Raw genomic sequence first — 25,579 nt, 5'->3', positions numbered from 1 at the left:
TTCGCCCGGCCTGCGGGGAGAAGGTGCCGACAGGCGGATGAGGGGCGTTCGCGAATGCGCGCGCCCTCAGCGCTCCCAATCCTCGCGCGCCGGCCTCTGGCCGATGCCGAGACGGCGGTCCAGTTCCGCCGCTTCCGTTTCCGTCAGCCGCAGTTCCAGCCGCACATTGCCGTCTTCGAGGTCCTCGCGGGCATCGACGATGGAATGGTCGTAGATCCACGGCAGAAGCTGCAACTGCATCACCGGCACGATGACATCGCGATCCACCAGAACGCCGGAGAGCCGCCGGTTGATTTCGGCCAGCAGCGCATCGACGCCCTCGCCCGAAATGGCGGAGACGGCCATCACGTTCGGCTGGGTCCCGGCCTTCTGCACCAGCGCCTCGCGCGCCTCCGGCTCCAGCCGGTCGATCTTGTTCCAGACTTCGAGGATGCGTTCCGCGCCGTCCTTCTCGTCGATACCGAGATCGGCGAGGATGCGCAGCACGTCCGAGGACTGCGCAGCGTTGTCCGGGTCGGACATGTCGCGCACATGAAGGATCAGGTCCGCCTCCAGCACCTCTTCCAGCGTCGCACGGAAGGCGGCGACGAGGTGGGTCGGCAGGTTGGAGATGAAGCCCACGGTATCGGACAGGATGACGGTGCGGCCCTGCGGCAGCTTCATGCGGCGCAGCGTCGGGTCGAGCGTGGCGAAGAGCATATCTTCCGCCAGAACCCCTGCCCCGGTGATACGGTTGAACAGCGTCGACTTGCCGGCATTGGTATAGCCGACGAGCGCCACGATGGGATGCGGCACCTTCTTGCGCTTGGAGCGGTGAAGCTGGCGGGTGCGGCGCACCTGCTCCAGCTCGCGCTCCAGCTTGACGATCTTGTCCTGCAAGACGCGGCGGTCGGCCTCGATCTGCGTTTCACCCGGGCCGCCCATGAAGCCCGCGCCGCCGCGCTGGCGTTCAAGGTGGGTCCAGCTTCGCACGAGACGGCCGCGCTGGTAATTGAGATGGGCAAGCTCGACCTGCAGCGTGCCTTCCTTGGTGGAGGCACGGCGGCCGAAGATTTCGAGGATGAGGCCCGTGCGGTCGATGACCTTGGCGGCCCATTCCTTTTCCAGATTGCGCTGCTGCACCGGCGTCAGGGGATGATCGACGATGACGAGGCCGGCGTCGTGCTCGTCGAGCAGCGCCTTGATCTCCGCGATCTTGCCGGTGCCGAGCAGCGTGCCGGGCTTCGGCTGGCTGACGGGCACGATGGCCGATGCGGCAATCGTCAGGTCGATGGCGCGCGCAAGGCCGATGGCCTCTTCCAGTCGCGCCTCGTCGGACCGGGGCGCGGGCGCCGCCGGATCGGGTTTTCCACGCGCGGCCTTAAGCACCGGCACGATGACGACGGCACGCATATCGTCCCGGTGCTTTTCAGCTTCCGGAACGATGGAATCCTTGGCTATGTCGGATTTGCTAATGGTCTTGGGTCCTGTCAGGAGCCGCTTTCCTCGGTCTCGAACATCTGCAGCGGCTGGCCGGGCATGATGGTGGAGATCGCGTGCTTGTACACGAGCTGCGAATGACCGTCGCGACGGAGCAGCACGCAGAAATTGTCGAAGGAGGTGACAACCCCGGTCAGCTTGACCCCGTTGATGAGGAAGATCGTCAGGGAAATCTTCTGCTTGCGAACGGTATTAAGAAAAAGATCCTGCAGGTTCTGAGAACGTTCCGCCATGGCGCCGCTTCTTTCTGATTGCCGGCCCTTGAGACCGGTTGACTGAAAATAAATGTCCCCAGGCCCGGCTTGGCACCCGGACCGCCGATTTTGGTATCAAATCGCGGTCTTCTCCGCAACGGCGAAAAAGGCCTCCCGGATTTTCTGCGCGGTCATGCCGGGATGACCGTTGGCGATGGTCGTGCCGTCGATGGAAACCACCGGCAGGCAGATCGTCGTCGCCCCGGTCACGAAGACTTCCCGGGCTTCCAGCATTTCCGCGACGGTAAAACGCCTCTCCTCGACCTCGATGCCGATCCTGGCGGCGACGTCCATCAGGGTCGTGCGCGTGATGCCGCGCAGGATCGCATGGTCGGCCGGGCGCGTGACGAGTTTTCCGGCCTTGTCGACGATCCACAGGTTCGTCGCGCCGCCTTCCGTCACATGGCCGTCCGCATCGACGAAAATCGCCTCCTGCGCGCCCGCCTCCTTCGCCTGCTGGCGCGCCAGCACGTTTGGCAGCAGGCCGACCGTCTTGATATCCACCCTGCCCCAGCGATTGTCGGGCGCCGTCGCCGCCTTGATACCGGCAGCGTATTTCGCGGCGTTCACCGCCGGGTTGAGAGACTTTGCCGTGACGACGAGCGTGGGGCGCACGTCCGGCAAGGGAAAGACATGGTCGCGCCGGGCGACGCCGCGCGTTACCTGGAGATAGACCATACCGTTGACGACGCGGTTGCGGCGCAGCACCTCGCGCATGATAGCGACCAGCGCGGCGCGCGGCATCGGCGGGCGCATGCGCAGTTCGCCGAGCGAGCGGTCCAGCCGGTCGAGATGGCGCGTCAGGTCCACGATATAGCCCTGCTGTATCTGGCAGACTTCGTAGACCGAGTCCGCGAAGACGAAGCCGCGATCGTCGATATGCACCGCGGCATCCGCGTGGCGGACATATCGGCCGTTGACATAGGCGAAACGGGGCATGGCTTTCCTAGAAATACTGGATGCTGACGCGGAAGAGCTGCTCGACGTGACGCACGGCCCCCGCGGCGGCGAAGAGCACGACGCGGTCCTTCGCCTTGATCTTGGTGTTGCCGTCCGGGCGGATCACCGTCTGGTCTCGGTAGACCGCGCCGATGCGGATGCCGGGCGGCAGCTCGATATCGCGCAGCGGCTTGCCGACGAGCGGCGAGGTCTCCAGCGCCTCCGCCTCGATCACCTCGGCCGCCCCCTTCTGCACGGCATAGACCGAGCGGATGCGGCCCTTGCGGACATGCTGGAGGATGCCGGAGATCGTGACGGCGCGCGGGTTGATATGTGCGTCGATACCTAGGGTCTTGGTGAAATCCTCATAGGCCGGATCGTTGATCAGCACGAGGTTCTGCTTGCAGCCCAGCCGGCGCGCCATGACGCTGCCGAGAATGTTGATCTGGTCGTTGTTGGTCAGCGAGACGATGAGGTCCGCATCCTGGATATCGGCCTGCATCAGCATCTTCTGGTCCAGCGCCGATCCGTGCAGGACGACGGTGTTGCGCAGCTTGTCGGCAATGGCGACGGCGCGCTCGCGGTCGCTCTCGATGATCTTCAACCGGGTCTTCGGCTGGTAGTCCTCGATGGCCTTGGCGACGAAATAGCCGATATTGCCACCACCCGCGATGACGATGCGGGCGGCCTCCTGCTCCTCATGCCCGAAGAGCGCCAGCGTGCGCCGCACATGCCCCTTGTCGCAGACCACATAGGCGAGATCGCCGGAATGAAGCTGGTCGGAGGAGCTGGGAACGGAGAGCTTTCCGTTGGAATAGATGCCGGTGACGGTGGCGTTGAGGTCCGGGAAGAGTTCGCTGAGCTGCTTCAGCGGCGTCTCGACGACCGGGCAATCCTCCATGCACTCGATGGCGACCATGACGATACGGTCGTCGGCAAAGCGCACGACGTCCGTCGCGCCGGGGAAGGAGATGCGCCGCAGCACCATCTTGCCCACCTCCACCTCGGGCGAGATGGTGACGTCGATGGGCAGGTTCTCGCGGGAAAAGAGGTCGGAATATTCCGGCGCCAGATAGTTCTGCGAGCGAATGCGGGCGATCTTGGTCGGCACGTTGAACAGTGAATGGGCGACCTGGCAGGCGACCATGTTGATCTCGTCGAACAGCGTGACGGCGATCAGCATGTCGGCCTGGTCCGCGCCGGCCTTGGCCAGCACCTCGGGATGCGCGCCATGGCCGACGATGCCGCTGACATCGAGCGTTTCCGTAATGGCGGCGATCAGCGAGGGCTGGTTGTCGATCACCGAAACGTCGTTGCCCTCTTCGGACAGGCGCTCCGCGATACCGTAACCGACGCGCCCTGCGCCGCAAATGATGACCTTCATATCGTCGAATCCCTCAAATCCCGGAGGGACTTATACGCCAAGCGACTTCAGTTTGCGATGGAGCGCGGAGCGTTCCATGCCGACGAACTCAGCAGTGCGGGAAATGTTGCCGCCGAAGCGGTTGATCTGGGCAATGAGATAGTCACGCTCGAACATTTCACGCGCCTCGCGCAGCGGCAGCGTCATGATGTGCTGGTCGCCCTGCGTCGAGATCTTCGGCAGCATGTCGCCCACTTCCGTCGGCAGCATGTCGGCGGTTATCGGCGTATCGGGACCGTCGCTGCGGGCGAGGATCATCAGGCGCTCGATATTGTTGCGAAGCTGGCGGATGTTGCCCGGCCAGTCGTGCGCCTGAAGCACGGCGAGCGCATCGTCGCCGATCTTGCGGGAGCGGATGCCGGCCTGCTCGCTGATCTGACGCATGAACATGTCGACGAGGAAGGGAATGTCCTCGCGCCGCTCGGCCAGCGGCGGCACGCGCACCGGCACCACGGCGAGGCGATGATAGAGGTCCTCGCGGAAGCCGCCCTCGGCGATCAGGCTTTCGAGATTGTAGGCGGTGGAGGAGATGATGCGCACATCCACCCTCACCCGCTTGGAGCCGCCGACGCGCTCGAACTGCTGGTCGACGAGCACGCGCAGAATCTTGTTCTGCGTTTCGCGCGGCATCTCGCCGATCTCGTCGAGATAGAGGATGCCGCCATGGGCCTCCTCCAGCGCGCCCGTCCGGCGCGGCTGGCCGGGCGTGCCCTCGGTGCCGAACAGCGCGATCTCCATGCGCTCCGGCGTGATCGCCGCCGCGTTCAGCACGACGAACGGCCCGCCCGCGCGGCTCGACTTGCGGTGGATCATGCGCGCCACCAGTTCCTTGCCGGAGCCGGAGGGGCCGAGGATCATGATGCGGCTGTTGGTCGGGGAGACCTTCTCGATGTTCTGGCGAAGCTGCGAGACGGCGACGGAGGTGCCGATCAGTTCGACCGGATCGCCCGAACGCTTCTTCAGTTCCGTCACCTCGCGGCGCAGCTTGGAGTTTTCCAGCGCGCGCTCGGCGATCAGGATCAGCCGGTCGGCCTTGAAGGGCTTTTCGATGAAATCGTAGGCGCCGCGGCGGATCGCCGAAACGGCGGTCTCGATATTGCCGTGGCCGGAAATCATCACCACCGGCAGGTCGGGGTGCCGGCTCTTGATCTCGTCCAATAGCGCGAGGCCGTCGAGCTTGCTGCCCTGCATCCAGATATCGAGGAAGACGAGACGCGGCACGCGGTCGCTGATGGCGGCGAGCGCGCTGTCGCTGTCGAAGGCGGTGCGCGTTTCATGCCCCTCGTCGGAAAGGATGCCGGAGACGATCTCGCGGATGCCCTCCTCGTCGTCCACTACAAGAATATCAGACGCCATGGCTCATTTCCTTGTTCTTATTGTCCGCATCGGCGGCCGCCGTTTCCTCATAGGGCAGGATCACGCGGATCATCGCCCCGTGGCCGTGATCGAAGTCCGCAGGCGCGTCGTGCAGCTCAAGCTGCCCGCCATGGTCTTCGATGATCTTCTTGACGATTGCGAGGCCGAGGCCCGTGCCCTTCTCGCGCATCGTCATATAGGGTTCGAGAATACGATGCCGGTTCTCGGTCGGCAGGCCCTTGCCGTTGTCGATGACATCGACAACGAAACGCCGACCCGCATCGTCCGGCTCGGCACGGACGAGAATCTTGCGCTCGTCGCGCGAGGCTTCCGGCGGCAGCGCCTCGATGGCCTCCACCGCATTCTTGATGAGATTGCCGAAAGCCTGACCCAGCATGCGCGCGTCGAACAGGCCCGACAGCGCCACATCGCCCAGTTCCTTGCGGAAGACGACATGGGTATTGCCCATCTCGCGCAGGAACACGGCATCCTTGAGGATGCTGCGCAGGTCCGAGCGCTCCTTGGTCGGCTTGGGCATGCGCGCGAAGGCGGAGAACTCGTCGACCATGCGGCCGATATCCTCGACCTGTCGCACGATGGTGTCGGTACATTGGTCGAAGACCGCGCGGTCCTCCTGATCGATCTGCTTGCCGTAACGGCGGCGGATACGCTCGGCGGAAAGCTGGATCGGCGTCAGCGGGTTCTTGATCTCGTGCGCGATGCGGCGTGCAACGTCCGCCCAGGCGGTGGAGCGCTGTGCGATGACGAGGTCGGTAATATCGTCGATGGTGACGACGTAGGATTCCTGCGCATCCTTCGCCTCTTCGCGCGTCACCTGCACATTCAGCGTCCGCTCCTTGCCGCCATGCATGATGTTGATCTGCTTGCGGTGGTCGTTGCGGTAGCGCGTCGAGCCTTCGGCAAGCACGGCGGCAATCTCCGGCGCGGCTTCCGCCAGCGGCATGCCGATGAGCGCATTGACGTCGCGCCCGAGCAGGATTTCCGCCGAAAGGTTGGCGATGGTGATCCGCCCGTCCTCCTCCACGCCGATGACGGCGGCCGTGACGCCGGACAGAACGGCCTCGATGAAGCGGCGGCGGTGATCCACCTCGTCCTTGGCGTCGAGAATCTGGTCCTGCTGCGCGCGGATTTCCGCAATCATCTTGTTGAAGGTGCGCGAAAGATTACCGACGTCGCCATCCGCCACGCGAACCGGCACGCTGACGTCGAGATTGCCGGAAGCAACGCTGTCGGCCGCACCGATGAGCTGGCGGATCGGCCGCACGATCCGGTCGGCGACCGCGATGGCCGTCCAGATCGCGGCGAGCAGAACGATCAGCGCGAAACCGAGATAGAGCACGCCGAAGGCGATCTGCAGCGGCGTGCGGCCGGTTTCCAGTGCGCGGTATTCCGCCGTGTTCTCCTCCATCATCCGCATGGAGCGCATGACTTCGGGGTCCACCGTGCGGATCGTGTAGAGGAACGCATCCGGGATGTTTTCCAGCTTGATGATGGCGCCGACGAGATTGGTGGTGCCCGGCGGGATCAGCGTCGGCTGCCCGGCAGCCGAGGCCCGGAGCGCATCCTCCGGGATTGGCGGCAGCGGATTCTCGGTCGGGATGTTGGCCTTCAGGATCGTCGAGCCGTCGGCGCGCAGCAGGAAGGCGCCGAGCATGCCGCGCCCGCGCGCCTGCCGCGTCATCAGGTCGATGAAGCCCGTGCGGTCGAGGCTGTAGAGCTGCCGGTTGCGCTCGAGGTCGTTGGCCATCGAGACCGTCTGACCCTGCAGGTAGCTCGCATTTTCCAGCACATAGGCCTGCGCGACGTTCAGCGAGGAGCTGACGATGGACTGGGTGCGGATGGAGAACCAGCGGTCGAGGCCGACATCCAGCGTGATGGAGGCGAAGATGGCAACGAGCACCGCCGGCGTGATGGCGACGATGGAAAACAACGCCACGATGCGCACATGCAGCCGCGCGGCCGCGCGGCCACGGCTGCGCGCGCGCAGCAGGCGCAAAATCTCGCGGCCGATGAGGAACATCAGGCCGACAACGAAGAGCGCGTTGATCGCCGCCGAGGCGATGACGACATTGGGTTCGGGCTTGATCGGCGTCAGGCCGAGCAGGATGAAAAGCGAAATCGTGGCGGCGACGAGCGCGCCGCCGGCCAGGATCAGGCCCGGCAGGGCGAACGAGGCGCGGCGATCGGAAACCGCCCCGCCATCCTGTTCGTTCGAAAGCAGGCTCTCGCCGTCGGTCATCTGCCGTATCGCTTCCCCGGCCGTTCGCCCATGGGCGTCGGCGCACTTACGCGTTGTGCGGAGTGGCGCCGGCTGCGTGGAACCGGTCGCATTCGCATCCATGCTCCTGACGGCCGGGCATGCGCGCCTATTCGACCACCAGCCCTCCTGTTACCCTCAAGCAACAGATTGTGGCCAAAATGCAACGCTCCCGGCCGCAAAGTCAAGCAGAGCGGGAACTTCTGTACACAGACACGCCAAGTTCGCGAATTTTCTTGCGCAGCGTATTGCGATTGAGGCCAAGCAGGTCGGCCGCCTTGATCTGGTTGCCGCGCGTGGCGGTCAGGGCGGCGAGAATCAGCGGGTACTCCATCTCCGCCAGCACGCGATCATAGAGGCCCGCCGGCGGCAGGCCGTCGCCGAAGCCCGCGAAATACTGGCGCATGTTCTCTTCGACCGCCTGCGAGATGGACAGAGAGCCGGCGCGCGCAACCGTCTTCTCGATGGGGCTGTCGGGGATATCGGCGCGAAGCTCCGCCTCGATGATCTCTCGGGTAATGACGTCCTGCGGATAGAGCGCGGTGAGACGGCGCACGACGTTTTCCAGTTCGCGCACATTGCCCGGCCAGGGATGCGCCTTCATCAACTCCAGCGCCTCCTGGTCGAAGCGCTTGGCGTCCAGCCCCTCCTTTTCCGCCTGCTGCACGAAATGGCGCACGAGATCGGGAATGTCCTCCGCCCGGTCGCGCAGCGGCGGCAGGCGCAGCGGCACGACATTGAGGCGGTAATAGAGGTCCTCGCGGAAGAGGCCCTGGTTGATCGACTGCTTCAGGTCCTTGTTGGTCGCCGCGACGATGCGCACGTCCGTGCGGATGGGGGTGCGTCCGCCGACGGTGGTGTATTCGCCCTGCTGGAGCACACGCAGAAGCCGGGTCTGCGCATCCATTGGCATATCGCCGATCTCGTCGAGGAAGAGCGTGCCGCCCTCGGCTTGCTCGAAGCGGCCCGTCGAGCGGTTCTGCGCGCCGGTGAAGGCGCCCTTCTCGTGGCCGAAAAGTTCCGATTCGATGAGGTCGCGCGGGATCGCCGCCATGTTGATCGCGACGAAGGGACCGTTGCGGCGCTTGCCGTAGTCGTGCAGCGCGCGGGCGACGAGTTCCTTGCCGGTGCCCGATTCGCCGGTGATCATCAGCGTCAGGTCCGTCTGCATCAGGCGGGCGAGCACGCGGTAGATTTCCTGCATCGCGGCCGAGCGGCCGACGAGCGGCATGCCGTCCTGCGTATCGTCGTCGAAATGCGCCGGCTTGCGCTTCGGCTCAGACAGCGCGCGGCCGATGATGGCGATCAGCTCGGTGAGGTCGAAGGGTTTCGGCAGGTAGTCGTAGGCGCCCTTCTCGGACGCCTTGATCGCCGTCATGAAGGTGTTCTGCGCGCTCATCACGAGCACCGGCAGGTCGGGCCGCGCCTTCTTGATGCGCGGAAGCAGGTCGAAGGCGTTTTCGTCGGGCATGACCACGTCGGTCACGACGATGTCGCCCTCGCCGGCGGCGATCCAGCGCCACAGGGTCGCCGCGTTGGAGGTGATCCGCACGTCGTATCCCGCGCGGCTCAAGGCCTGGTTGAGCACCGTGCGGATCGCGGCATCGTCATCGGCAACGAGGACTGTGGCGCCTGTCATCAATCATGTCCTTTGATCTTGGAAATGTCGTCGTCTTCGCTGACGCCGCGGGAGGCCGGCATCAACACGCGGAAGGTGGTCCGCGATCCCTGGCTGTCGCATTCCACAATGCCGCCATGGCCGCCGATGATCTTGGCGACCAGTGCGAGACCGAGGCCCGAGCCATTGGTCTTCGTGGTGATGAAGGGATCGAAGAGGTGGGGAAGCAGGTCCGCCGGCACGCCGGGGCCGTTGTCGTGCACGCAGAATTCCAGCGGCAGCGAGATTTTTTCGCGCGTCCCGGCAACGGAAAGGCGGATGCCCGGACGGTAGGCCGTCGTAAGCTGGATTTCGCCGTCCGGCCGGTCGCCGATGGCCTCCGAGGCGTTCTTGATGAGGTTGAGGAAGACCTGCACGAGCTGGTCGCGATTGGCATAGACCGGCGGCAGCGACGGATCGTAAAGCTCGGTGATCCTGATCTTGCGCCCGAAGCCGGCCTTGGCGACGGCCTTCACATGGTCGAGCACGGCATGGATGTTGATCGGCACGCGATCCACCGGCCGTTCGTCGGAAAACACCTCCATGCGGTCGACCAGCGAGACGATGCGGTCCGTCTCGTCGCAGATGAGGCGGGTCAGCGCCCTGTCCTCGTCGATGACGGAGGTTTCCAGAAGCTGCGCCGCGCCGCGAATGCCGGAAAGCGGATTCTTGATCTCGTGCGCCAGCATGGAGGCAAGGCCCGTTACCGAGCGCGCGGCCGTGCGGTGCGTCAGTTGGCGGTCGATCTTATCCGCCATCGAACGCTCCTGGATGACGACGACCACCGATCCCGGCTCCGTCGTTGCCGGCGCGACATAGATATCCACCAGCTTTTCCGCGCCGAGCCGGGGCGAACTGAGATCGACGCGATATTCGTTGACCGGCGCACGGCGCTCGCGCACTTGATCGATCAACGTCAGCAACGGGCTACCGAAGGGAATGAAGGTCGAGACCTTGTGGCGTGCGAGATGGCTGGCGCTCGCGCCGAAGAAGGATTCCGCCTCCCAGTTGGCGAAGGCGATCAGCCCATCGGCATCGACGAGGATCACCGGGTTCTGGATGGCGTTGAGTACCGCGAGCGCAAGTTCCGGGGCCTTGGCCGCATTCGGGTCCATCGGCTTGCCGGTCATGCCGCATCTCCGAGCTTCTGCGTCGCGCCGTCCAGCAGAGTTTCCGCCAGCCGGCCGGCGACGAAGTTGCTGTCGCGCGCGGTCATGATTTCGGCCTTGGCAGGCCCCGTCAGGGCCGGCGCGAAGCGCTCCAGATACCAGCCGACATGTTTTCGCGCATGGCGGAGGCCACCTTCCACGCCGTAGAAATCGAGCATCATGCGATAGTGCTCCACGGCAAGCGCCGCGACCTCTTCCGCCGAGGGATGCGCGCACGCACCGGCTAGAACCGCCGGATGCCAGGGACGCCCCTGCGCCGAGCGGCCAACCATCACGGCGTCCGCACCCGAGCGGCGCAGGATTTCCAGCGCGTCCGCGGCCGTATCGACGTCGCCATTGGCGACGAGCGGGATGGAGAGCACATCGCGCACCGCGCGGATCGCGTCCCAATCGGCCCTACCCTCGTAGAACTGCATGCGGGTGCGTCCGTGCACGGTGATCATCGCCGCGCCTGCGGCCTCGGCGCGCGAGGCGATATGCGGGGCATTCAGCGAATCGTGATCCCAGCCGAGCCGCATCTTCACCGTCACCGGCACCTTCACAGCCTTGACGGTCGCCTCGATCAGGCCGAGCGCATGGTCCGGGTCGCGCATCAGGGCGGAGCCGGAATAGCCGCCGATCACCTTCTTGGCCGGGCAGCCCATATTGATATCGACGATATCGGCGCCCTCGCCTTCCGCGATGCGCGCCGCCTCCGCCATCCAGTGCGCCTCGCGGCCGGCGAGCTGCACCATATGCGGCTGGATGCCGCAATTGCGGATGCGCGACCAGCTTTCGCGGGCGTTCAGCGCCAGTTCCCGGCTCGCCACCATCTCCGTCACCACGAGGCCCGCGCCAAAACGCCAGGCGAGATCGCGGAACGGCAGGTCCGTGACGCCGGACATCGGCGCCAGAACCACGCGGTTGCGCAGGGTCTGGTTGCCTATCGCCAGCGGCGCTGAGAGATCGGGGATCGCCAAATGCTCATCTTTCAAGCAGATCATTTCCTTGCACTATTTTTAGACATTGTTGCCGTTCTTGCCAAGCCGCAATCCTGCGATCCGGCATTTTTCCGTGAAGCGCTGGAATTGCGCTCCCCTTCCGGCTAAACCACCTCAAAACGCTTTGAAACGGGAGGCAATGGACCGAAATGCAGGCGGAAAATGCGTTTTCCTGCGGTGTTGTGATCGTTGCCGCCGGTCGGGGCGAACGGGCCGGCAGCCATGCCGAAGGCCCAAAACAGTACCGCCGCATCGGCGGAAGGCCGGTCATCTCCCATACGCTGGACCTCTTCGTCAACTGGCCGCACGCCCGGCGTATCGTCGTGGTGATACATCCCGATGACGAAGCGCTGTTCGAGACCGCCCGCGCCGCCGCCCTGCCCGCCGGCGACCGGCTCACCGTCGTTCACGGTGGACCGACGCGCCAGCAATCCGTCCTCGCCGGCCTCGACGTGCTGGCCGCGGATGCTGTCAGCCACGTTCTCATTCAAGATGCCGTGCGCCCCTTCGTCGAGCCGGCCATCCTCGAGCGCACGCTGACCGCCTTCCAGCACGGCGCGCGCGCCGTGCTACCGGCCATTGCCGTCGCCGATACGCTGAAGCGGGCGGACGCCAACGGCAATGTCGCGGAAACCGTCTCGCGCTCCGGCCTCTTCGCCGCGCAGACGCCGCAGTCCTTCCACTTCCCGACCATTCTGGAAGCCCATCGCCGCGCGGCCGCCTCCGGCCGCACGGATTTCACCGACGACGCCTCGATTGCCGAATGGGCCGGCGTGCGCGTACACCTCGTCGAAGGCGGCGCCGGTAACGTCAAGCTTACGCTGCAGAAGGATATCGCCATGGCCGACCAGCGCCTTTCCCACGGATTGCCCGACGTGCGCACCGGCAACGGCTACGACGTGCACCAGCTCGTGGAGGGCGACGGCGTTACGCTCTGCGGCCTCTTCATCCCGCATGACCAGAAGCTCTCCGGCCATTCCGACGCCGACGTCGCCCTGCATGCCCTGACGGACGCCCTGCTCGCCACCTGCGGCGCGGGCGATATCGGCGATCATTTCCCGCCGTCCGATCCGCAGTGGAAGGGCGCGGCCTCGCGCATCTTCCTCGAGCATGCCGCCGGCATCGTGCGCGCCAGGGGCGGCACGATCATGAATGCCGACGTGTCGCTCATCGCCGAAGCGCCGAAGGTCGGGCCGCACCGCGATGCGATGCGCCAGAACCTTGCCGATTTCCTCGGCATTTCCATCGACCGCTGCTCGGTGAAGGCAACGACGAACGAGAAGATCGGCTTCATCGGCCGGCGCGAGGGCATCGCCGCCATCGCCACCGCAACCGTCGTCTACAGGGGGACCGACGCATGAGCATCTGGCCAGACGATATCGAGGATGCCGCGCGCCGCATCGTCGCCGATTTCACCGAGCGCAAGCTGATGATCGCCACCGCCGAATCCTGCACCGCGGGGCTGATCGCCGGCGTCATCACCGAGATTGCCGGCTCCTCGCTGGTCTTCGACCGCGGCTTCGTCACCTATTCCAACGAGGCGAAGCGGGAAATGATCGGCGTTGCCAATGCGACGCTGAAGGCCCATGGCGCGGTCTCCCGCGAGGTCGCCCTGGAAATGGCGGAAGGCGCCATCGGAAATTCCGGCGCCAACATCTCCGTCGCCGTCACGGGCATTGCCGGCCCCGGCGGCGGCTCGGAGGAAAAACCTGTCGGCCTCGTTCATCTTGCCGCCCGAAAAGACGGCAAGAGCATTCACCGCGAAATGCGCTACGGCGATATCGGCCGCAGCGCCGTGCGGCTTGCTACCGTGCGCACGGCGCTGGAAATGCTGGTGGAGATATCAGCCGACTGAGCCGCTATAGATCGCCGCCGCACGCTTTTCGAAGGCTTCCGTGAACATGCGGAAGGCGCGGTCGAACATCGAGCCCATCAGCGCGCCGAGAATGCGGCTCTTGAACTCGTAGTCGATGAAGAAATGCACCGAGCAGCCGCCGTCCGGCGTCGGCTCGAAGCGCCAGCGGTTGTCGAGATAGCGGAACGGCCCATCGATATATTTCACATCGATGGCCCGCTCGGCCCGGTTCAGCAGCACCTGCGTCGTGAAGGTTTCGCGGATGGCCTTGTAGCCCACCGTCATGTCCGCGATCAGCAGCTCCTTGCCGTCGCGCTCCTTGCGCGAGCGGATCGCCAGCCCCTCGCAGAGCGGCAGGAATTGCGGGTAGCGTTCGACATCGGCGACGAGATCGAACATCTGGTCTGGCGTATGGGGAACGGGCCTGCGGGTTTCGAACTGGGGCATGGCCGAGAGCTAATGAACCGCGGCAAGTCTTGCAAGTAGCCGGTCGTTCTCCCGCCGCGATTTCAACACGCAAACCGGCACGCCGGGTCCAAATGCCGCAAGATTCTCCTCGAGTTCCGGGCTTTCCGTCTTTTCGAAATTCCAGACATAGGTGAGGAATTCGCGGTCGATCTTCTCCGGGCAATCGTCCGCCATTTCCGGCCGCGAGCGCCCGCGATAGCGCAGCCAGCGGGAAATCACACCATACAGTGACATGTAGCGCGGCGGGCGAAGCCAGAGCACGAGATGGGTGCGCGGCAGGCGCAGCGGCAAAGTGCCGGGACTGGTGCCGTCGATGATCCAGCGTTCGTCGGCAACGACCGCCTCCAGACGCGCCAGTGCCTCCGCGCGCGGCCGCGACTGCCAGCCCGGCAGCCAGAAGATTTCACGATCCATCGAGACGTAAGGCAAGCCGAGCCGGTCGGCGAGCTTGCGGGCAAGCGTGCTCTTGCCGCTACCGGAGCAGCCGATCACCAGCACACGCTCCGCGGTCTTCAGGTGCTCTGCCGCATCCGCCATGGTGATATTCATCGCCCCTCCAAAATGAAAAACCCCGCCGTCCTGCAGGACGGCGGGGCTTAAAGGAGGCGGGCGGAAAAGTCTATTCCGCGGCGGCGAGAAGTTTTTTCTCGCGGGCGGCGCGCAGGCGGGCGAAGTCGTCGCCGGCATGGTGCGAGGAGCGCGTCAGCGGGCTGGAGGAGACCATCAGGAAGCCCTTGGTATAGGCGACGGTCTCGTAGGACTTGAACTCGTCCGGCGTCACGAAGCGGTCGACCTTGTGGTGCTTGCGCGTCGGCTGGAGATACTGGCCGATGGTCAGGAAGTCGACGTCGGCGGTGCGCAGGTCGTCCATGAGCTGAAGCACTTCGTTGCGCTCCTCGCCGAGGCCCACCATGATGCCCGACTTGGTGAACATGGTCGGGTCCAGTTCCTTCACGCGCTGAAGCAGGCGGACGGAATGGAAATAGCGCGCGCCGGGGCGAACCGTGAGGTAGTTGCCCGGAACGGTTTCCATATTGTGGTTGAAGACGTCGGGCTTGGCGGCGACGACACGTTCCAGCGCACCCGGCTTCTTGAGGAAGTCCGGCGTCAGGATTTCGATGGTCGTCAGCGGGGAAGCCGCGCGGATTGCCCAGATCACCTTCTCGAAATGCTCGGCGCCGCCGTCTTCCAGGTCGTCGCGGTCCACCGAGGTGATGACGACATGCGACAGGCCCATCTGCTTGACGGCCTTGGCAACGTTTTCCGGCTCCTCCATGTCGAGCGCATTGGGCTTGCCCGTCGCCACGTTGCAGAAGGCGCAGGCGCGGGTACAGATCTCGCCCATGATCATGAAGGTCGCGTGCTTCTTGTCCCAGCACTCGCCGATATTCGGGCAGCCCGCTTCCTCGCAGACCGTAACCAGCTTGTGGCTGCGCACGAGGTCGCGCGTTTCCTGATAGCCCTTGGAGACCGGCGCCTTGACGCGGATCCATTCCGGCTTGCGCAGCACCTCGGTATCCGGCCGGTGGGCCTTTTCCGGGTGGCGAGCGCGCGGGGCGTTCGGGTCAGGATTGGTGCGGTCGAGAATGGTGACCATGTCTATCCACTTCCTAGCAGGCTTTTCCGCCCGTCTTACGGCCCAAAAAATTGAGCCCGCCTCATGTGGAGGCGGGCTTTAGCACGTTCAAGCGTTCAGTGCACGCCCATAGGCGTCGAGAACGCTTTCCTTCATGGTTTCAGAGATGGTCGGATGCGGGAAGATCGTGTGCATCAGCTCTTCCTCGGTCGTTTCGAGGTTCATGGCGACGACGAAGCCCTGGATCATCTCGGTCACTTCCGCGCCCACCATATGCGCGCCGAGCAGTTCGCCGGTCTTCTTGTCGAAGATCGTCTTGACCATGCCCTGGTCCTCGCCCAGCGCCACGGCCTTGCCGTTGCCGGCGAAGGTGAAGCGGCCGACGCGGATGTCGCGGCCCTGTTCCTTGGCCTTGGCTTCCGTGAGCCCCACGGAGGCGACCTGCGGGTGACAATAGGTGCAACCCGGGATCTTGGACTTGTCCATCGGATGCACGTTCGGCAGGCCGGCGATCTTCTCGATGCAGATGACGGCTTCGTGCTCGGCCTTGTGGGCCAGCATCGGCGGGCCGGCGACGTCGCCGATGGCGTAGATGCCGGGAACGTTGGTCTTGCCGTAGCCGTCGATGGCGATGAAACCGCGGTCGGTCTTCACGCCGATCGCCTCAAGGCCGATATTCTCGATATTGGCCTGCACGCCGACGGCGGAGATCATGCGGTCGGCGGTGATCTTCTCGATCTTGCCGTCCTTCATCTCGACATGGGCGGTGATGGAGTTGGCGCCCTTCTCCACCTTGGCGACCTTGGCCTCCAGATGGATCTTCATGCCCTGCTTTTCGAACTGCTTCTTGGCGAGCGCCGAGATTTCGACGTCCTCGACCGGCATGACGGACTTCATCACCTCAACGACCGTCACATCGACGCCGAGCGTGCGATAGAAAGAAGCGAACTCGATGCCGATGGCGCCCGAACCCATGACGAGCAGGGACTTCGGCATTTCTTCCGGCTTCATCGCCTCGAAATAGGTCCAGATCAGCTTGCCGTCCGGCTCGATGCCCGGCAGCGCGCGGGGGCGTGCGCCGGTGGCGATGACGATGTGCTTGGCCGTGTAGGTGCCTTCAGGAAGGACGTTCTTCGGAACCGGCGCCTGCGGCTGCTGGATCGCCTTGGTCGTCTTGGAGACGACGATCTCGCCGGGCTTGGTGACCTTGGCCTCGCCCCAGATGATGTCGACCTTGTTCTTCTTCATCAGGAAGCCGACGCCGCCGTTCATGCGCTGGGCGATGCCGCGCGAGCGGGCGACGATGGCCTTCAGGTCCGGCGTGACCGAGCCTTCGACCTTGATGCCGTAATCGCCCGGATGCTGGGCGTAATGGAAGATTTCCGCCGAGCGCAGCAGCGCCTTGGTGGGAATGCAGCCCCAGTTGGAGCAGATGCCGGCGAGGTGCTCGCGCTCCACGATGGCCGTCTTCAGGCCGAGCTGCGCCGCGCGGATCGCGGCGATATAGCCGCCCGGACCCGAACCGATTACGATGACGTCGTAGGATTGAGCCATGTCGTTTCCTGCCTCACTTGTTGCGCGGGAACGAAGCGCCGCGTCTTGTCCTATATGTTTAGAGTCCGAGCATCATGCGCACGACCGGCTCCAGACCCTTGCCGATCGCCCGCGTATTGGCCGCATCGAGATGCACACCGTCGAGCGGCGTCGTTTCAGCAACGGAGCCGGCATCGAAGAAACCGCAGCCGGTCTCGTCCGCAAGGTCCGCATAGAGCGTCGCCAGCATGGCCGATTGCTCCACGCCGCCGGCAAACATCGCCGCGAAGGCGGTGTTGGCGGTTTCGCACAGCGGCGGCGGCGAGACGAGCAGCACTTCCGGCCCCTCTTCCGCACCGAACGACCAGGCGTGGTGGCGCACCAGCGACACCAGCCGCTCCATGCCCTGCACCGAACCGAAGGCCGTGCCGCAGATGGCCGGCTTCATGTCGTTGGCACCCAGCAGGATGATCACGAGATCGATCGGATCGTGGCTGTGCAGGATCGTCGGCAGGATGCGCGCGCCGTTGCGGTCGCAATCCGCCAGATGATCGTCATAGGCGGTGGTGCGGCCATTGAGTCCCTCCGCGATCACGGTGACGTCAGGTCCCAGAGCCTTGGCGAGAACGCTCGGCCACCGATCCGTGAAGGAGTGTCGGTCGAGCGTTTCCGCGTTGTAGCCCCAGGTCAGGCTGTCACCGTAGCAGAGAACCGTTTTCATGGCCGCACCCCGCTATCAGACGAGCATCCCCATCGGGTTCTCGATGTAGCGCTTGAAGGCGCCGAGAAGCTCGGCTCCGAGCGCGCCATCGACGCAGCGATGGTCGGTGGAGAGCGTCACGGTCATCGCATTGACGATGACCATCTCGCCCTTCTTGACCACGACCCGCTCCTCGCCCGCGCCGACCGCCAGGATCGTCGCATGCGGCGGGTTCACGACGGCGGCGAAGTTCTTCACACCCATCATGCCCATGTTGGAGACCGCAGTCGTACCGCCCTGATATTCCTCGGGCTTCAGCTTGCGTTCCTTGGCGCGCTTGCCGAGGTCCTTCATCTCATTGGAGATGGTGGAGAGGGTCTTCAGCTCGGCGCTGCGGATGATCGGGGTGATCAGGCCGCCCGGGATGGAAACGGCGACGCCGACATCCGCGTGCTTGTGCTTGACCATGTTGCTGTCGGTCCAGGAGACGTTGGCGTCCGGCACGTCGCGCAGGGCGAGCGCCATGGCCTTGATCACCATGTCGTTGACCGAGAGCTTGTAGCCCGGCTTGCCGTCCTTGTCCGTCGGGGCGGAACCGTTGAGCTGGGCGCGCAGCGCGAGCAGCGCGTCAAGTTCGACGTCGACCGAGACGTAGAAGTGCGGGATCGTCTGCTTGGATTCCTGCAGGCGCTTGGCGATGGTCTTGCGCATGCCGTCATGCGGCACGAGCTCGTAGGAACCCGGCTCGAAGAGCTTGAGCACGGCATCTTCCGACATGCCCTTGGGCGCACTAGCAGGAGCAGCGGACGCGGCGGCGGCAGCCGGAGCTGCGGCAGCGGCGGGCTTGGCACCGCCGGAGGCCACGGCCTTCTCGACGTCGCTCTTGACCACGCGACCATGCGGGCCGGAGCCGGCGACGGCCGAAATGTCGATCCCGGCTTCCTTGGCGATACGGCGAGCGAGCGGCGAGGAGAAGAGACCGTTGCCGACGCGCGGGCCGGCAGCGGCGGTTGCCGTCGCGGGCGCAGCGGCGGCCGGGGCTGCGGCAGCAGCAGCCGGCTTTTCGGCTTCCTTCGGCGCTTCCGCCTTCGGAGCGGCGGCGCTACCACCGCCGGCAGCGGCAGCAGCAACGTCTTCGCCATCGGCGGCGAGGATGGCGATCAGGCTGTTGACCTTCACGCCTTCCGTACCGGCCGGCACGACGATCTTGGCGACAACGCCCTCGTCGACGGCTTCGACTTCCATCGTCGCCTTGTCGGTCTCGATCTCGGCGATGACGTCACCGGATTTCACGGTGTCGCCTTCCTTGACGAGCCACTTGGCGAGATTGCCCTCTTCCATGGTGGGCGAAAGGGCCGGCATCGTAATGTTGATCGGCATACCTCAACCCTCCCCTTACTTGTAGCAGACGGTTTTGACCGCCTGGACGACTTCGCCGACATTCGGAAGCGCCAGCTTTTCCAGATTGGCGGCGTAGGGCATCGGAACGTCCTTGCCGGCAATCGTCAGGATCGGCGCGTCGAGATAATCGAAGGCCTGCTGCATGACGCGGGTCGCGATCTCGGTGCCGACGGAAGACTGCGGGAAGCCCTCTTCCACGACGACGAGGCGGCCGGTCTTCTTGACCGATTCGATGACGGTCGGCAGGTCCATCGGGCGGATGGTGCGCAAGTCGATCAGTTCGACGTCGATGCCGTCCTTCTCGAGTTCGGCGATCGCCTTCAGCGCATAGGTCATGCCGATGCCGAAGGAGACGACGGTGACGTCGTTGCCCTTCTTGTGAATGCGGGCCTTGCCGATCGGCAGCACGAAATCGTCCATCTTCGGCACTTCGAAGCTCTGGCCGTAGAGGATTTCGTTTTCCAGGAAGATGACCGGGTTCGGATCGCGGATGGCGGCCTTGAGCAGGCCCTTGGCGTCGGCTGCCGTGTAGGGCATGACGACCTTGAGGCCGGGAACATGGCTGTACCATGCCGCATAGCACTGCGAGTGCTGGGCGGCGACGCGGGCTGCCGCGCCGTTCGGGCCGCGGAAGACGATCGGAGCACCCATCTGGCCGCCGGACATGTAGAGCGTCTTGGCGGCGGAGTTGATGACGTGGTCGATCGCCTGCATGGCGAAGTTGAAGGTCATGAACTCCACGACCGGCTTCAGACCCGTCATGGCCGCGCCGACGCCGAGGCCGGCAAAGCCGTGTTCGGTGATCGGCGTATCGATGACGCGGCGGTCGCCGAATTCCTGCAGAAGACCCTGCGTGATCTTGTAGGCGCCCTGGTATTCGGCCACTTCCTCGCCCATGACGAAGACGTCGGCGTCACGGCGCATTTCTTCCGCCATGGCGTCGCGCAGCGCTTCGCGCACCGTCGTCATGACCATTTCGGTGCCGGCCGGGATATCCGGATCGGACGCGACTTCGCCCTTCGGCGCGGCCGGAACGGGTGCAGCGGCCGGAGCAGGCGCGGCGGCTTCCGCCGGCTTTTCCGCAGCGGCGGCCTTAGGTGCGGCGACCGCATCGGCGCTTTCGCCATCCTGCAGCAGAACGGCAATCGCGGTGTTGACCTTGACGCCCTCGGTGCCGGCGGCGATCAGGATCTTGCCGAGCACGCCTTCATCGACGGCTTCGACTTCCATCGTCGCCTTGTCGGTTTCGATTTCGGCGATCACGTCGCCGGACTTGACGGTGTCACCCTCGTTCTTGACCCACTTGGAGAGCGTGCCCTCCTCCATGGTCGGAGACAGGGCGGGCATAAGAATCTCGATTGGCATTGGTGTCCCTCCCCGGATTACAGCAGGATGTCGGTGTAGAGTTCGGATGCATCCGGCTCCGGATCGGCCTGCGCGAAATCGGCGCTGTCGGCGACGACGTCACGGATGTCCTTGTCGATCTGCTTGAGATCGTCTTCGCTGGCCCAGCCGTTTTCGAGAAGGCGCGCGCGCACCTGCTCGATCGGGTCGTGCTCGGAGCGCATCTTCTGCACTTCGTCCTTCGAGCGATACTTCGCCGGGTCCGACATGGAGTGGCCGCGGTAACGATAGGTCTGCATTTCGAGAATGATCGGACCCTTGCCGGAACGGCAATGTTCCACAGCCTCGTCAGCGGCCGCCTTCACGGCGCGAACGTCCATGCCGTCGACCTGGTAGCCCGGGATGCCGAAGGAGGTGCCGCGCTGGGAGAAGTCCGTCTGGGCCGAGGCGCGCGAAACGGCGGTGCCCATGGCGTAGCGGTTGTTCTCGATGATGTAGATGACCGGCAGCTTCCAGAGCGCGGCCATGTTGAAGCTTTCGTAGACCTGGCCCTGGTTGGCCGCACCGTCGCCGAAATAGGTCAGCGAGACGTTGTCGTTGCCGCGGTAGCGGTTGGCGAAGGCGAGGCCCGTGCCGAGCGACACCTGGCCGCCGACGATGCCGTGGCCGCCATAGAAATGCTTCTCCTTGGAGAACATGTGCATGGAGCCGCCCTTGCCCTTGGAAAGGCCGCCCCGGCGTCCGGTCAGTTCCGCCATCACGCCGCGCGCATTCATGCCGCAGGCGAGCATGTGGCCGTGGTCACGATAGCCGGTGATGACCTGATCGCCTTCCTTCAGCGCCATCTGCATGCCGACGACGACAGCTTCCTGGCCGATATAGAGGTGACAGAAGCCGCCGATGAAGCCCATGCCGTAGAGCTGGCCGGCCTTTTCCTCGAAACGCCGGATGAACAGCATCTCGCGATAGGCCTTCAGATCGTCTTCCTTGGAGAAGTCGGCGATGATGCCGCCGTTGAAGTCTTTCTTCGCAGGCTTTGCCGCAAGCTTGCGGCTGGACGTGGACGCGTTTTTGCGCGGAGCCATTCGTACCTCCCTATGTTTGCCTCTTGGCGAAAACCATAGGGGAGAAAGCCCAGCGCAGCAATGCTATAAATGCATGGCTAATATTCTTCGCAAGCCACTGAATACTAAGTAAGATTTACGATTAACCAGATTTGAGTTAATCGATATTTTCAGTGGAAAATGACGATTTCGTCGGCCCGGGACATGTTGAGATACGAGCGCGCTTTTTCGTCGAGCATGTCGCGCTCGAGCGAGCCGTCACTCATCAAAGCCACCTCTTTTTCCAGGATCTGGCGCTGCCGCACGAGCACGTCCAGACGCGCCTGCCGTTCCACTCTCTGTCGCTCGAAATCCTCCATTCCGCGCAGACCTAAGTCGCCATGGACGGAATGATACCCGAAGTAGGAAAGGAATGCGACCGTAATTACCGGTAGTGCCAGACGGCCGAATTTCCGCTTCTTATGATGTTTGGTCCACATGTCCGTGCCCTGATACGCAATACGAATTCGATACTAGCACCAAGGGGTTAACCGATCATTGACCATGATGGGAATGCGCAGGAAAAAGCGTAGAGCATAGAGATGCGGGGCGCGGCCTGCGATCCCTTGGGAGAGGAACAGGCGGCGCGCATGGCGTGGTCGCCCGGGTTCGCCCCAAGGGAATATGACGGAGGAGAAAGAGCGGAACAGAGCGACCGCGCCGCGCATGGCGCTACCCGATGGATGCCCCTCTCCGCCCCTCGGCGGCCCCCACATCCGTCGTCGTCTTATCTCTTGCCGCATGCCCTCAAGGGGCTGTGGCGGCGGCTTGGCCGGATGGGAAAAAGGGCAGAGAACATCCCTGAAAAGGGCCGTTTCGATCCCTCAAAAAACAAAACTCGCATCGTCAGATGCGGGTTTCGTCGTTTCGGAGAAACTGTTTCTCCAATCAGCCGCGCAGGATGCTGCGCCCTGCGAACCGTGCCTGTGCGCCAAGCTGCTCCTCGATGCGGATGAGCTGGTTGTACTTGGCGGTACGGTCGGAACGGGCGAGCGAGCCGGTCTTGATCTGGCCGCAGTTGGTGGCGACGGCAAGGTCCGCGATGGTGGAGTCTTCCGTCTCGCCCGAGCGGTGCGACATGACGGCGGTGTAGCTCGCCTTGTGCGCGGTCTCGACGGCGTCGAGCGTCTCGGAGAGCGAGCCGATCTGGTTGACCTTGACGAGGATCGAGTTGCCGACGCCCATCTTGATGCCGTCGCGCAGGCGCGCGGAGTTCGTCACGAACAGATCGTCGCCGACGAGCTGGACCTTCTTGCCGATATTGTCGGTCAAGAGCTTCCAGCCGTCCCAGTCGTCTTCCGCCATGCCGTCCTCGATGGAGAAGATCGGATACTTGGCGGCGAGTTCGGCGAGGTAGTCGGCCATGGCGGCCGGCTCAAGCGAGCGGCCTTCGCCTTCCAGCACGTACTTGCCGTCCTTGAAGAACTCGGTCGAGGCGCAGTCGAGCGCGATGAACATGTCTTCGCCCGGACGGTAGCCGGCCTTCTCGATGGACTTCATGATGAAGTCGAGGGCGGCGGGAGCCGAGGCGAGGCCCGGCGCAAAGCCGCCTTCGTCGCCGACATTGGTGTTGTGGCCGTCGGCGGCAAGCTGCTTCTTCAGCGTGTGGAAGACTTCCGACCCCATGCGCACGGCGTCACGGATCGTCTCGGCGCCGACCGGCACGATCATGAATTCCTGGAAGTCGATCGGGTTGTCGGCATGCGCGCCGCCGTTGATGATGTTCATCATCGGCACCGGCAGGACGCGGGCGTTCGGGCCACCGACATAACGGTAAAGCGGCAGGTTGGCGGCTTCGGCGGCAGCCTTTGCGACGGCGAGCGAGACGCCGAGGATGGCGTTTGCGCCGAGGCGGGCCTTGTTCGGCGTGCCGTCCAGCTCGATCATCGTCTGGTCGACCTGTATCTGGTCTTCGGCGTCGAGGCCGCCGATGGCTTCGAAGATTTCGCCGTTGACGGCGGCGACGGCGTTTTCGACACCCTTGCCGAGGTAGCGCGTGCCACCGTCGCGCAGCTCGACGGCTTCATGCGCGCCGGTGGAGGCGCCCGACGGAACGGCCGCACGGCCGAAGCTGCCATCTTCGAGGTGCACGTCCACTTCGACGGTGGGATTGCCGCGGCTGTCGAGAATCTCGCGGCCGATGATGTCGATGATAGCAGTCATGGATATCGTCCTGGTTCTGGGGTTTATTAATCGATTAAAATTCACTTTTAATCGACGATGCGGAAATTACAATGGCGCGCTGACGCCAGAAAAAACGGATGGCACGTCTCCATGTCATCCGTTTGAAATGTCAGGCCTTGGCGATGGCGTCGAAGGCGAGCAGCTTTTCGAGAAGCCGCGGCATGTCCTTCAGATGAACCATGTTCGGCCCGTCGGAGGGCGCATGGTCCGGGTCCTCGTGCGTTTCGACGAAGAGGCCGGCGACACCGACGGCGACCGCCGCCCGGGCCAGCGTCTCGACGAATTCGCGCTGGCCGCCGGAGGAGCCGCCCTGCCCGCCCGGCTGCTGCACCGAATGGGTCGCATCGAAGACGACGGGCGCGCCGAGCGAGGCCATGATCGGCAGCGAACGCATGTCGGAAACGAGCGTGTTGTAGCCGAAGGATGCGCCGCGCTCACAGAGCAGCACATTGGGATTACCGCTCTCGGTGAATTTCGCCAGCACGTTCTTCATGTCCCAGGGGGCGAGGAACTGGCCCTTCTTGACGTTGATCGTGCGGCCGGTCTTGGCGGCAGCGACGAGCAGGTCCGTCTGGCGCGACAGGAAGGCCGGAATCTGCAGGATATCGACCGTGCCGGCAACGAGGCCGCACTGTTCCTCGGTGTGAACGTCCGTCAGCACCGGGAAGCCGAAGTCCTTCTTGAGATCGGCGAAGATTTCCATCGCCTTTTCAAGCCCGATGCCGCGCTTGCCGGACAGCGAGGTGCGGTTCGCCTTGTCGAAGGAGGACTTGTAGACGAGCCCGAGGTCAAGCCTGTCGCAGAGTTCGGCGAGCGTGCCGGCGATCATGTAGGCATGGTCGCGGCTTTCCATCTGGCAGGGGCCGGCGATCAGCGAGAAGCGTTTCGTCTGCGAGAAGGTGACCTTCTTGGCGCCTTCGCCGACGATGACGGTGGAATTCGTGTTCATCTCATTCTCCAAAGACGAAGAGGACTCCCTGCCCCGGCACCGGCGGCACCAGAAGACGGTTGTCCCGTTCCCGGAAGGCGACGCCGCGCTCGGTAAGCAGGCGGCGACAATCGGACAGGCTGGAAACCTTGAAGACGACCGCCTGCCCCTTCAGGCCGCGATCCGTGCCGGTAACCGGCGCGATGCCATAGAAGCCTTCAAGGCCGGCGTCGTTCAGCACGGTGATGCGGCCGCGCGGCGTCTCCACGGTCATGCCGAAGGACAGCGCCTCGACCTCGCGCTCGTCGGCGGCTTCCTGCACGAGATACTGGAAGTCGGTCGGGTTCTGTTCCGACAGCACGACCTCGGCAAGGGCGACGACACCGTTGTCATGCGCCTCCAGCGCCTTGCGGTCGGAAGGCAGCGCCACGACGCGCTCGGACGCGAAGAAGAAGAAATCCGGACTGCGCAGGTCGGCGGCGAAGGCAAGGCGGAAACTGCCGGTCGCCTTCGTTCCATCAGGCAGTTGCATGTCGCGGGAAAATTCCAGCACCTCGCCACCCGAAAGGCCGGCCGCCGCGTAGCGCCGGTCATCCTCGAAGGCATCGCCGGTCGCCATGGCGATGCCGGAAAACCCGTCGAGGCCGCGCCGGAAGCGGAAAGCCTGGTCGCGCGCGACGAAGGCGTTTCCCTCGCGCGCCGCCGCCTCGCATTCCTCGCGATTGGCGATGCCGAGCGGTTCCAGATAGCTGCCGTCGGCCAGGAAGACGCAACAGTTCTCCGTGCCGAAGGGGTGGCGCGCATCCTTCGCGACGGTGAAGCCGAGCTGTGTCAGCCGTTCGCGGGCAATGGCAAGTTCGGATACCGGCAGCACCAGATGGTCGATCGGGCGGGGCGTTCTCGAACTCACGGTCATAGGCGAAATCCTGTCGTGTTTCAGGCGCACGTGCTT

The 25,579-nt window shown here is 64.4% G+C and carries 24 protein-coding genes; 3 read left to right on the top strand and 21 right to left on the bottom strand.

Features of this window, described 5'->3' with window-relative positions; genetic code table 11:
- Positions 1-66: 66 nt before the first annotated feature.
- From hflX to dusB, 9 genes are all read right to left on the bottom strand, one after another.
- Positions 67-1,392, bottom strand: coding sequence for a GTPase HflX (gene hflX, locus K8M09_RS07755; RefSeq protein WP_160784180.1), 1,326 nt, complete (start codon positions 1,390-1,392; stop codon positions 67-69).
- Positions 1,393-1,469: 77 nt separating this feature from the next.
- Positions 1,470-1,712, bottom strand: a complete 243-nt coding sequence (hfq, locus tag K8M09_RS07750; RefSeq protein WP_023514954.1) for an RNA chaperone Hfq — start codon at positions 1,710-1,712, stop codon at positions 1,470-1,472.
- Positions 1,713-1,808: 96 nt separating this feature from the next.
- Entirely contained in the window at positions 1,809-2,672 is an 864-nt protein-coding gene (locus tag K8M09_RS07745; RefSeq protein ID WP_160784179.1) for a D-amino-acid transaminase, read from the bottom strand.
- Between the two features lie 7 nt (positions 2,673-2,679).
- Positions 2,680-4,056, bottom strand: coding sequence for a Trk system potassium transporter TrkA (gene trkA / locus K8M09_RS07740; RefSeq protein ID WP_160784178.1), 1,377 nt, complete (start codon positions 4,054-4,056; stop codon positions 2,680-2,682).
- Between the two features lie 30 nt (positions 4,057-4,086).
- The gene (gene ntrX / locus K8M09_RS07735; protein WP_160784177.1) at positions 4,087-5,451 is read right to left on the bottom strand and encodes a nitrogen assimilation response regulator NtrX; all 1,365 of its coding nucleotides are present in this window, start codon (positions 5,449-5,451) and stop codon (positions 4,087-4,089) included.
- Entirely contained in the window at positions 5,441-7,711 is a 2,271-nt protein-coding gene (locus K8M09_RS07730) for a sensor histidine kinase NtrY-like (protein ID WP_160784176.1), read from the bottom strand. The genes ntrX and K8M09_RS07730 overlap by 11 nt, the downstream gene beginning before the upstream one ends.
- Positions 7,712-7,913: 202 nt before the next feature.
- On the bottom strand, positions 7,914-9,368 hold the full coding sequence (ntrC, locus tag K8M09_RS07725; RefSeq protein ID WP_160784175.1) for a nitrogen regulation protein NR(I): 1,455 nt from the start codon (positions 9,366-9,368) through the stop codon (positions 7,914-7,916).
- Positions 9,368-10,516 (bottom strand): two-component system sensor histidine kinase NtrB, encoded by a 1,149-nt coding sequence (locus K8M09_RS07720; RefSeq protein WP_160784174.1) that lies wholly within the window; start codon positions 10,514-10,516, stop codon positions 9,368-9,370. The genes ntrC and K8M09_RS07720 overlap by 1 nt, the downstream gene beginning before the upstream one ends.
- Positions 10,513-11,538, bottom strand: coding sequence for a tRNA dihydrouridine synthase DusB (dusB, locus tag K8M09_RS07715; RefSeq protein ID WP_160784173.1), 1,026 nt, complete (start codon positions 11,536-11,538; stop codon positions 10,513-10,515). The genes K8M09_RS07720 and dusB overlap by 4 nt, the downstream gene beginning before the upstream one ends.
- Here dusB and K8M09_RS23650 point away from each other — a divergent pair.
- The 3 genes from K8M09_RS23650 to K8M09_RS07705 are packed head-to-tail and all read left to right on the top strand — an operon-like array spanning position 11,515 to position 13,390.
- On the top strand, positions 11,515-11,643 hold the full coding sequence (locus K8M09_RS23650) for a hypothetical protein (protein WP_267500186.1): 129 nt from the start codon (positions 11,515-11,517) through the stop codon (positions 11,641-11,643). The two genes, dusB and K8M09_RS23650, sit on opposite strands and share 24 nt — an antisense overlap.
- A 41-nt stretch (positions 11,644-11,684) precedes the next feature.
- On the top strand, positions 11,685-12,896 hold the full coding sequence (locus K8M09_RS07710; protein WP_160784172.1) for a bifunctional 2-C-methyl-D-erythritol 4-phosphate cytidylyltransferase/2-C-methyl-D-erythritol 2,4-cyclodiphosphate synthase: 1,212 nt from the start codon (positions 11,685-11,687) through the stop codon (positions 12,894-12,896).
- The gene (locus K8M09_RS07705) at positions 12,893-13,390 is read left to right on the top strand and encodes a CinA family protein (RefSeq protein ID WP_160784171.1); all 498 of its coding nucleotides are present in this window, start codon (positions 12,893-12,895) and stop codon (positions 13,388-13,390) included. Before K8M09_RS07710 ends, K8M09_RS07705 begins: the two co-directional genes overlap by 4 nt.
- Here the strand turns inward: K8M09_RS07705 and K8M09_RS07700 are convergent.
- The 12 genes from K8M09_RS07700 to K8M09_RS07645 all read right to left on the bottom strand — a co-directional run bounded on the left by K8M09_RS07700 (position 13,379) and on the right by K8M09_RS07645 (position 25,543).
- Positions 13,379-13,837, bottom strand: a complete 459-nt coding sequence (locus tag K8M09_RS07700) for a type II toxin-antitoxin system RatA family toxin (RefSeq protein WP_160784170.1) — start codon at positions 13,835-13,837, stop codon at positions 13,379-13,381. The two genes, K8M09_RS07705 and K8M09_RS07700, sit on opposite strands and share 12 nt — an antisense overlap.
- A gap of 9 nt (positions 13,838-13,846) precedes the next feature.
- Positions 13,847-14,407: a P-loop NTPase family protein gene (locus K8M09_RS07695; RefSeq protein ID WP_160784169.1), complete on the bottom strand. Its 561-nt coding sequence runs from the start codon at positions 14,405-14,407 to the stop codon at positions 13,847-13,849.
- Positions 14,408-14,477: 70 nt separating this feature from the next.
- Positions 14,478-15,455 (bottom strand): lipoyl synthase, encoded by a 978-nt coding sequence (lipA, locus tag K8M09_RS07690; RefSeq protein WP_160784168.1) that lies wholly within the window; start codon positions 15,453-15,455, stop codon positions 14,478-14,480.
- A gap of 87 nt (positions 15,456-15,542) precedes the next feature.
- The gene (gene lpdA, locus K8M09_RS07685; protein WP_160784167.1) at positions 15,543-16,988 is read right to left on the bottom strand and encodes a dihydrolipoyl dehydrogenase; all 1,446 of its coding nucleotides are present in this window, start codon (positions 16,986-16,988) and stop codon (positions 15,543-15,545) included.
- A 58-nt stretch (positions 16,989-17,046) separates the two neighbouring features.
- Positions 17,047-17,688 (bottom strand): SGNH/GDSL hydrolase family protein, encoded by a 642-nt coding sequence (locus tag K8M09_RS07680; protein ID WP_160784166.1) that lies wholly within the window; start codon positions 17,686-17,688, stop codon positions 17,047-17,049.
- Between the two features lie 15 nt (positions 17,689-17,703).
- Positions 17,704-19,047 (bottom strand): pyruvate dehydrogenase complex dihydrolipoamide acetyltransferase, encoded by a 1,344-nt coding sequence (locus K8M09_RS07675; protein WP_160784165.1) that lies wholly within the window; start codon positions 19,045-19,047, stop codon positions 17,704-17,706.
- 15 nt (positions 19,048-19,062) lie between these two features.
- Complete coding sequence (locus K8M09_RS07670) at positions 19,063-20,433, bottom strand: pyruvate dehydrogenase complex E1 component subunit beta (protein WP_160784164.1); 1,371 nt, start codon at positions 20,431-20,433, stop codon at positions 19,063-19,065.
- Between the two features lie 17 nt (positions 20,434-20,450).
- A complete protein-coding gene (pdhA, locus tag K8M09_RS07665; protein WP_160784163.1) occupies positions 20,451-21,497 on the bottom strand; it encodes a pyruvate dehydrogenase (acetyl-transferring) E1 component subunit alpha in 1,047 nt (348 codons plus the stop codon).
- A gap of 149 nt (positions 21,498-21,646) precedes the next feature.
- On the bottom strand, positions 21,647-21,955 hold the full coding sequence (locus K8M09_RS07660; protein WP_160784162.1) for an FtsB family cell division protein: 309 nt from the start codon (positions 21,953-21,955) through the stop codon (positions 21,647-21,649).
- A gap of 448 nt (positions 21,956-22,403) precedes the next feature.
- Positions 22,404-23,678 carry a phosphopyruvate hydratase gene (eno, locus tag K8M09_RS07655; protein ID WP_160784161.1) on the bottom strand — a complete coding sequence of 425 codons (1,275 nt, stop codon included), beginning with the start codon at positions 23,676-23,678 and terminating at the stop codon, positions 22,404-22,406.
- Between the two features lie 130 nt (positions 23,679-23,808).
- Complete coding sequence (gene kdsA / locus K8M09_RS07650) at positions 23,809-24,648, bottom strand: 3-deoxy-8-phosphooctulonate synthase (RefSeq protein WP_160784160.1); 840 nt, start codon at positions 24,646-24,648, stop codon at positions 23,809-23,811.
- A 1-nt stretch (position 24,649) separates the two neighbouring features.
- Positions 24,650-25,543 carry a VOC family protein gene (locus tag K8M09_RS07645; protein ID WP_160784159.1) on the bottom strand — a complete coding sequence of 298 codons (894 nt, stop codon included), beginning with the start codon at positions 25,541-25,543 and terminating at the stop codon, positions 24,650-24,652.
- Positions 25,544-25,579 lie beyond the last annotated feature (36 nt).

This window comes from Shinella zoogloeoides, assembly GCF_020883495.1.
Lineage (GTDB): Bacteria > Pseudomonadota > Alphaproteobacteria > Rhizobiales > Rhizobiaceae > Shinella > Shinella zoogloeoides.
This window is presented reverse-complemented; position numbering and strand designations above follow the sequence as displayed.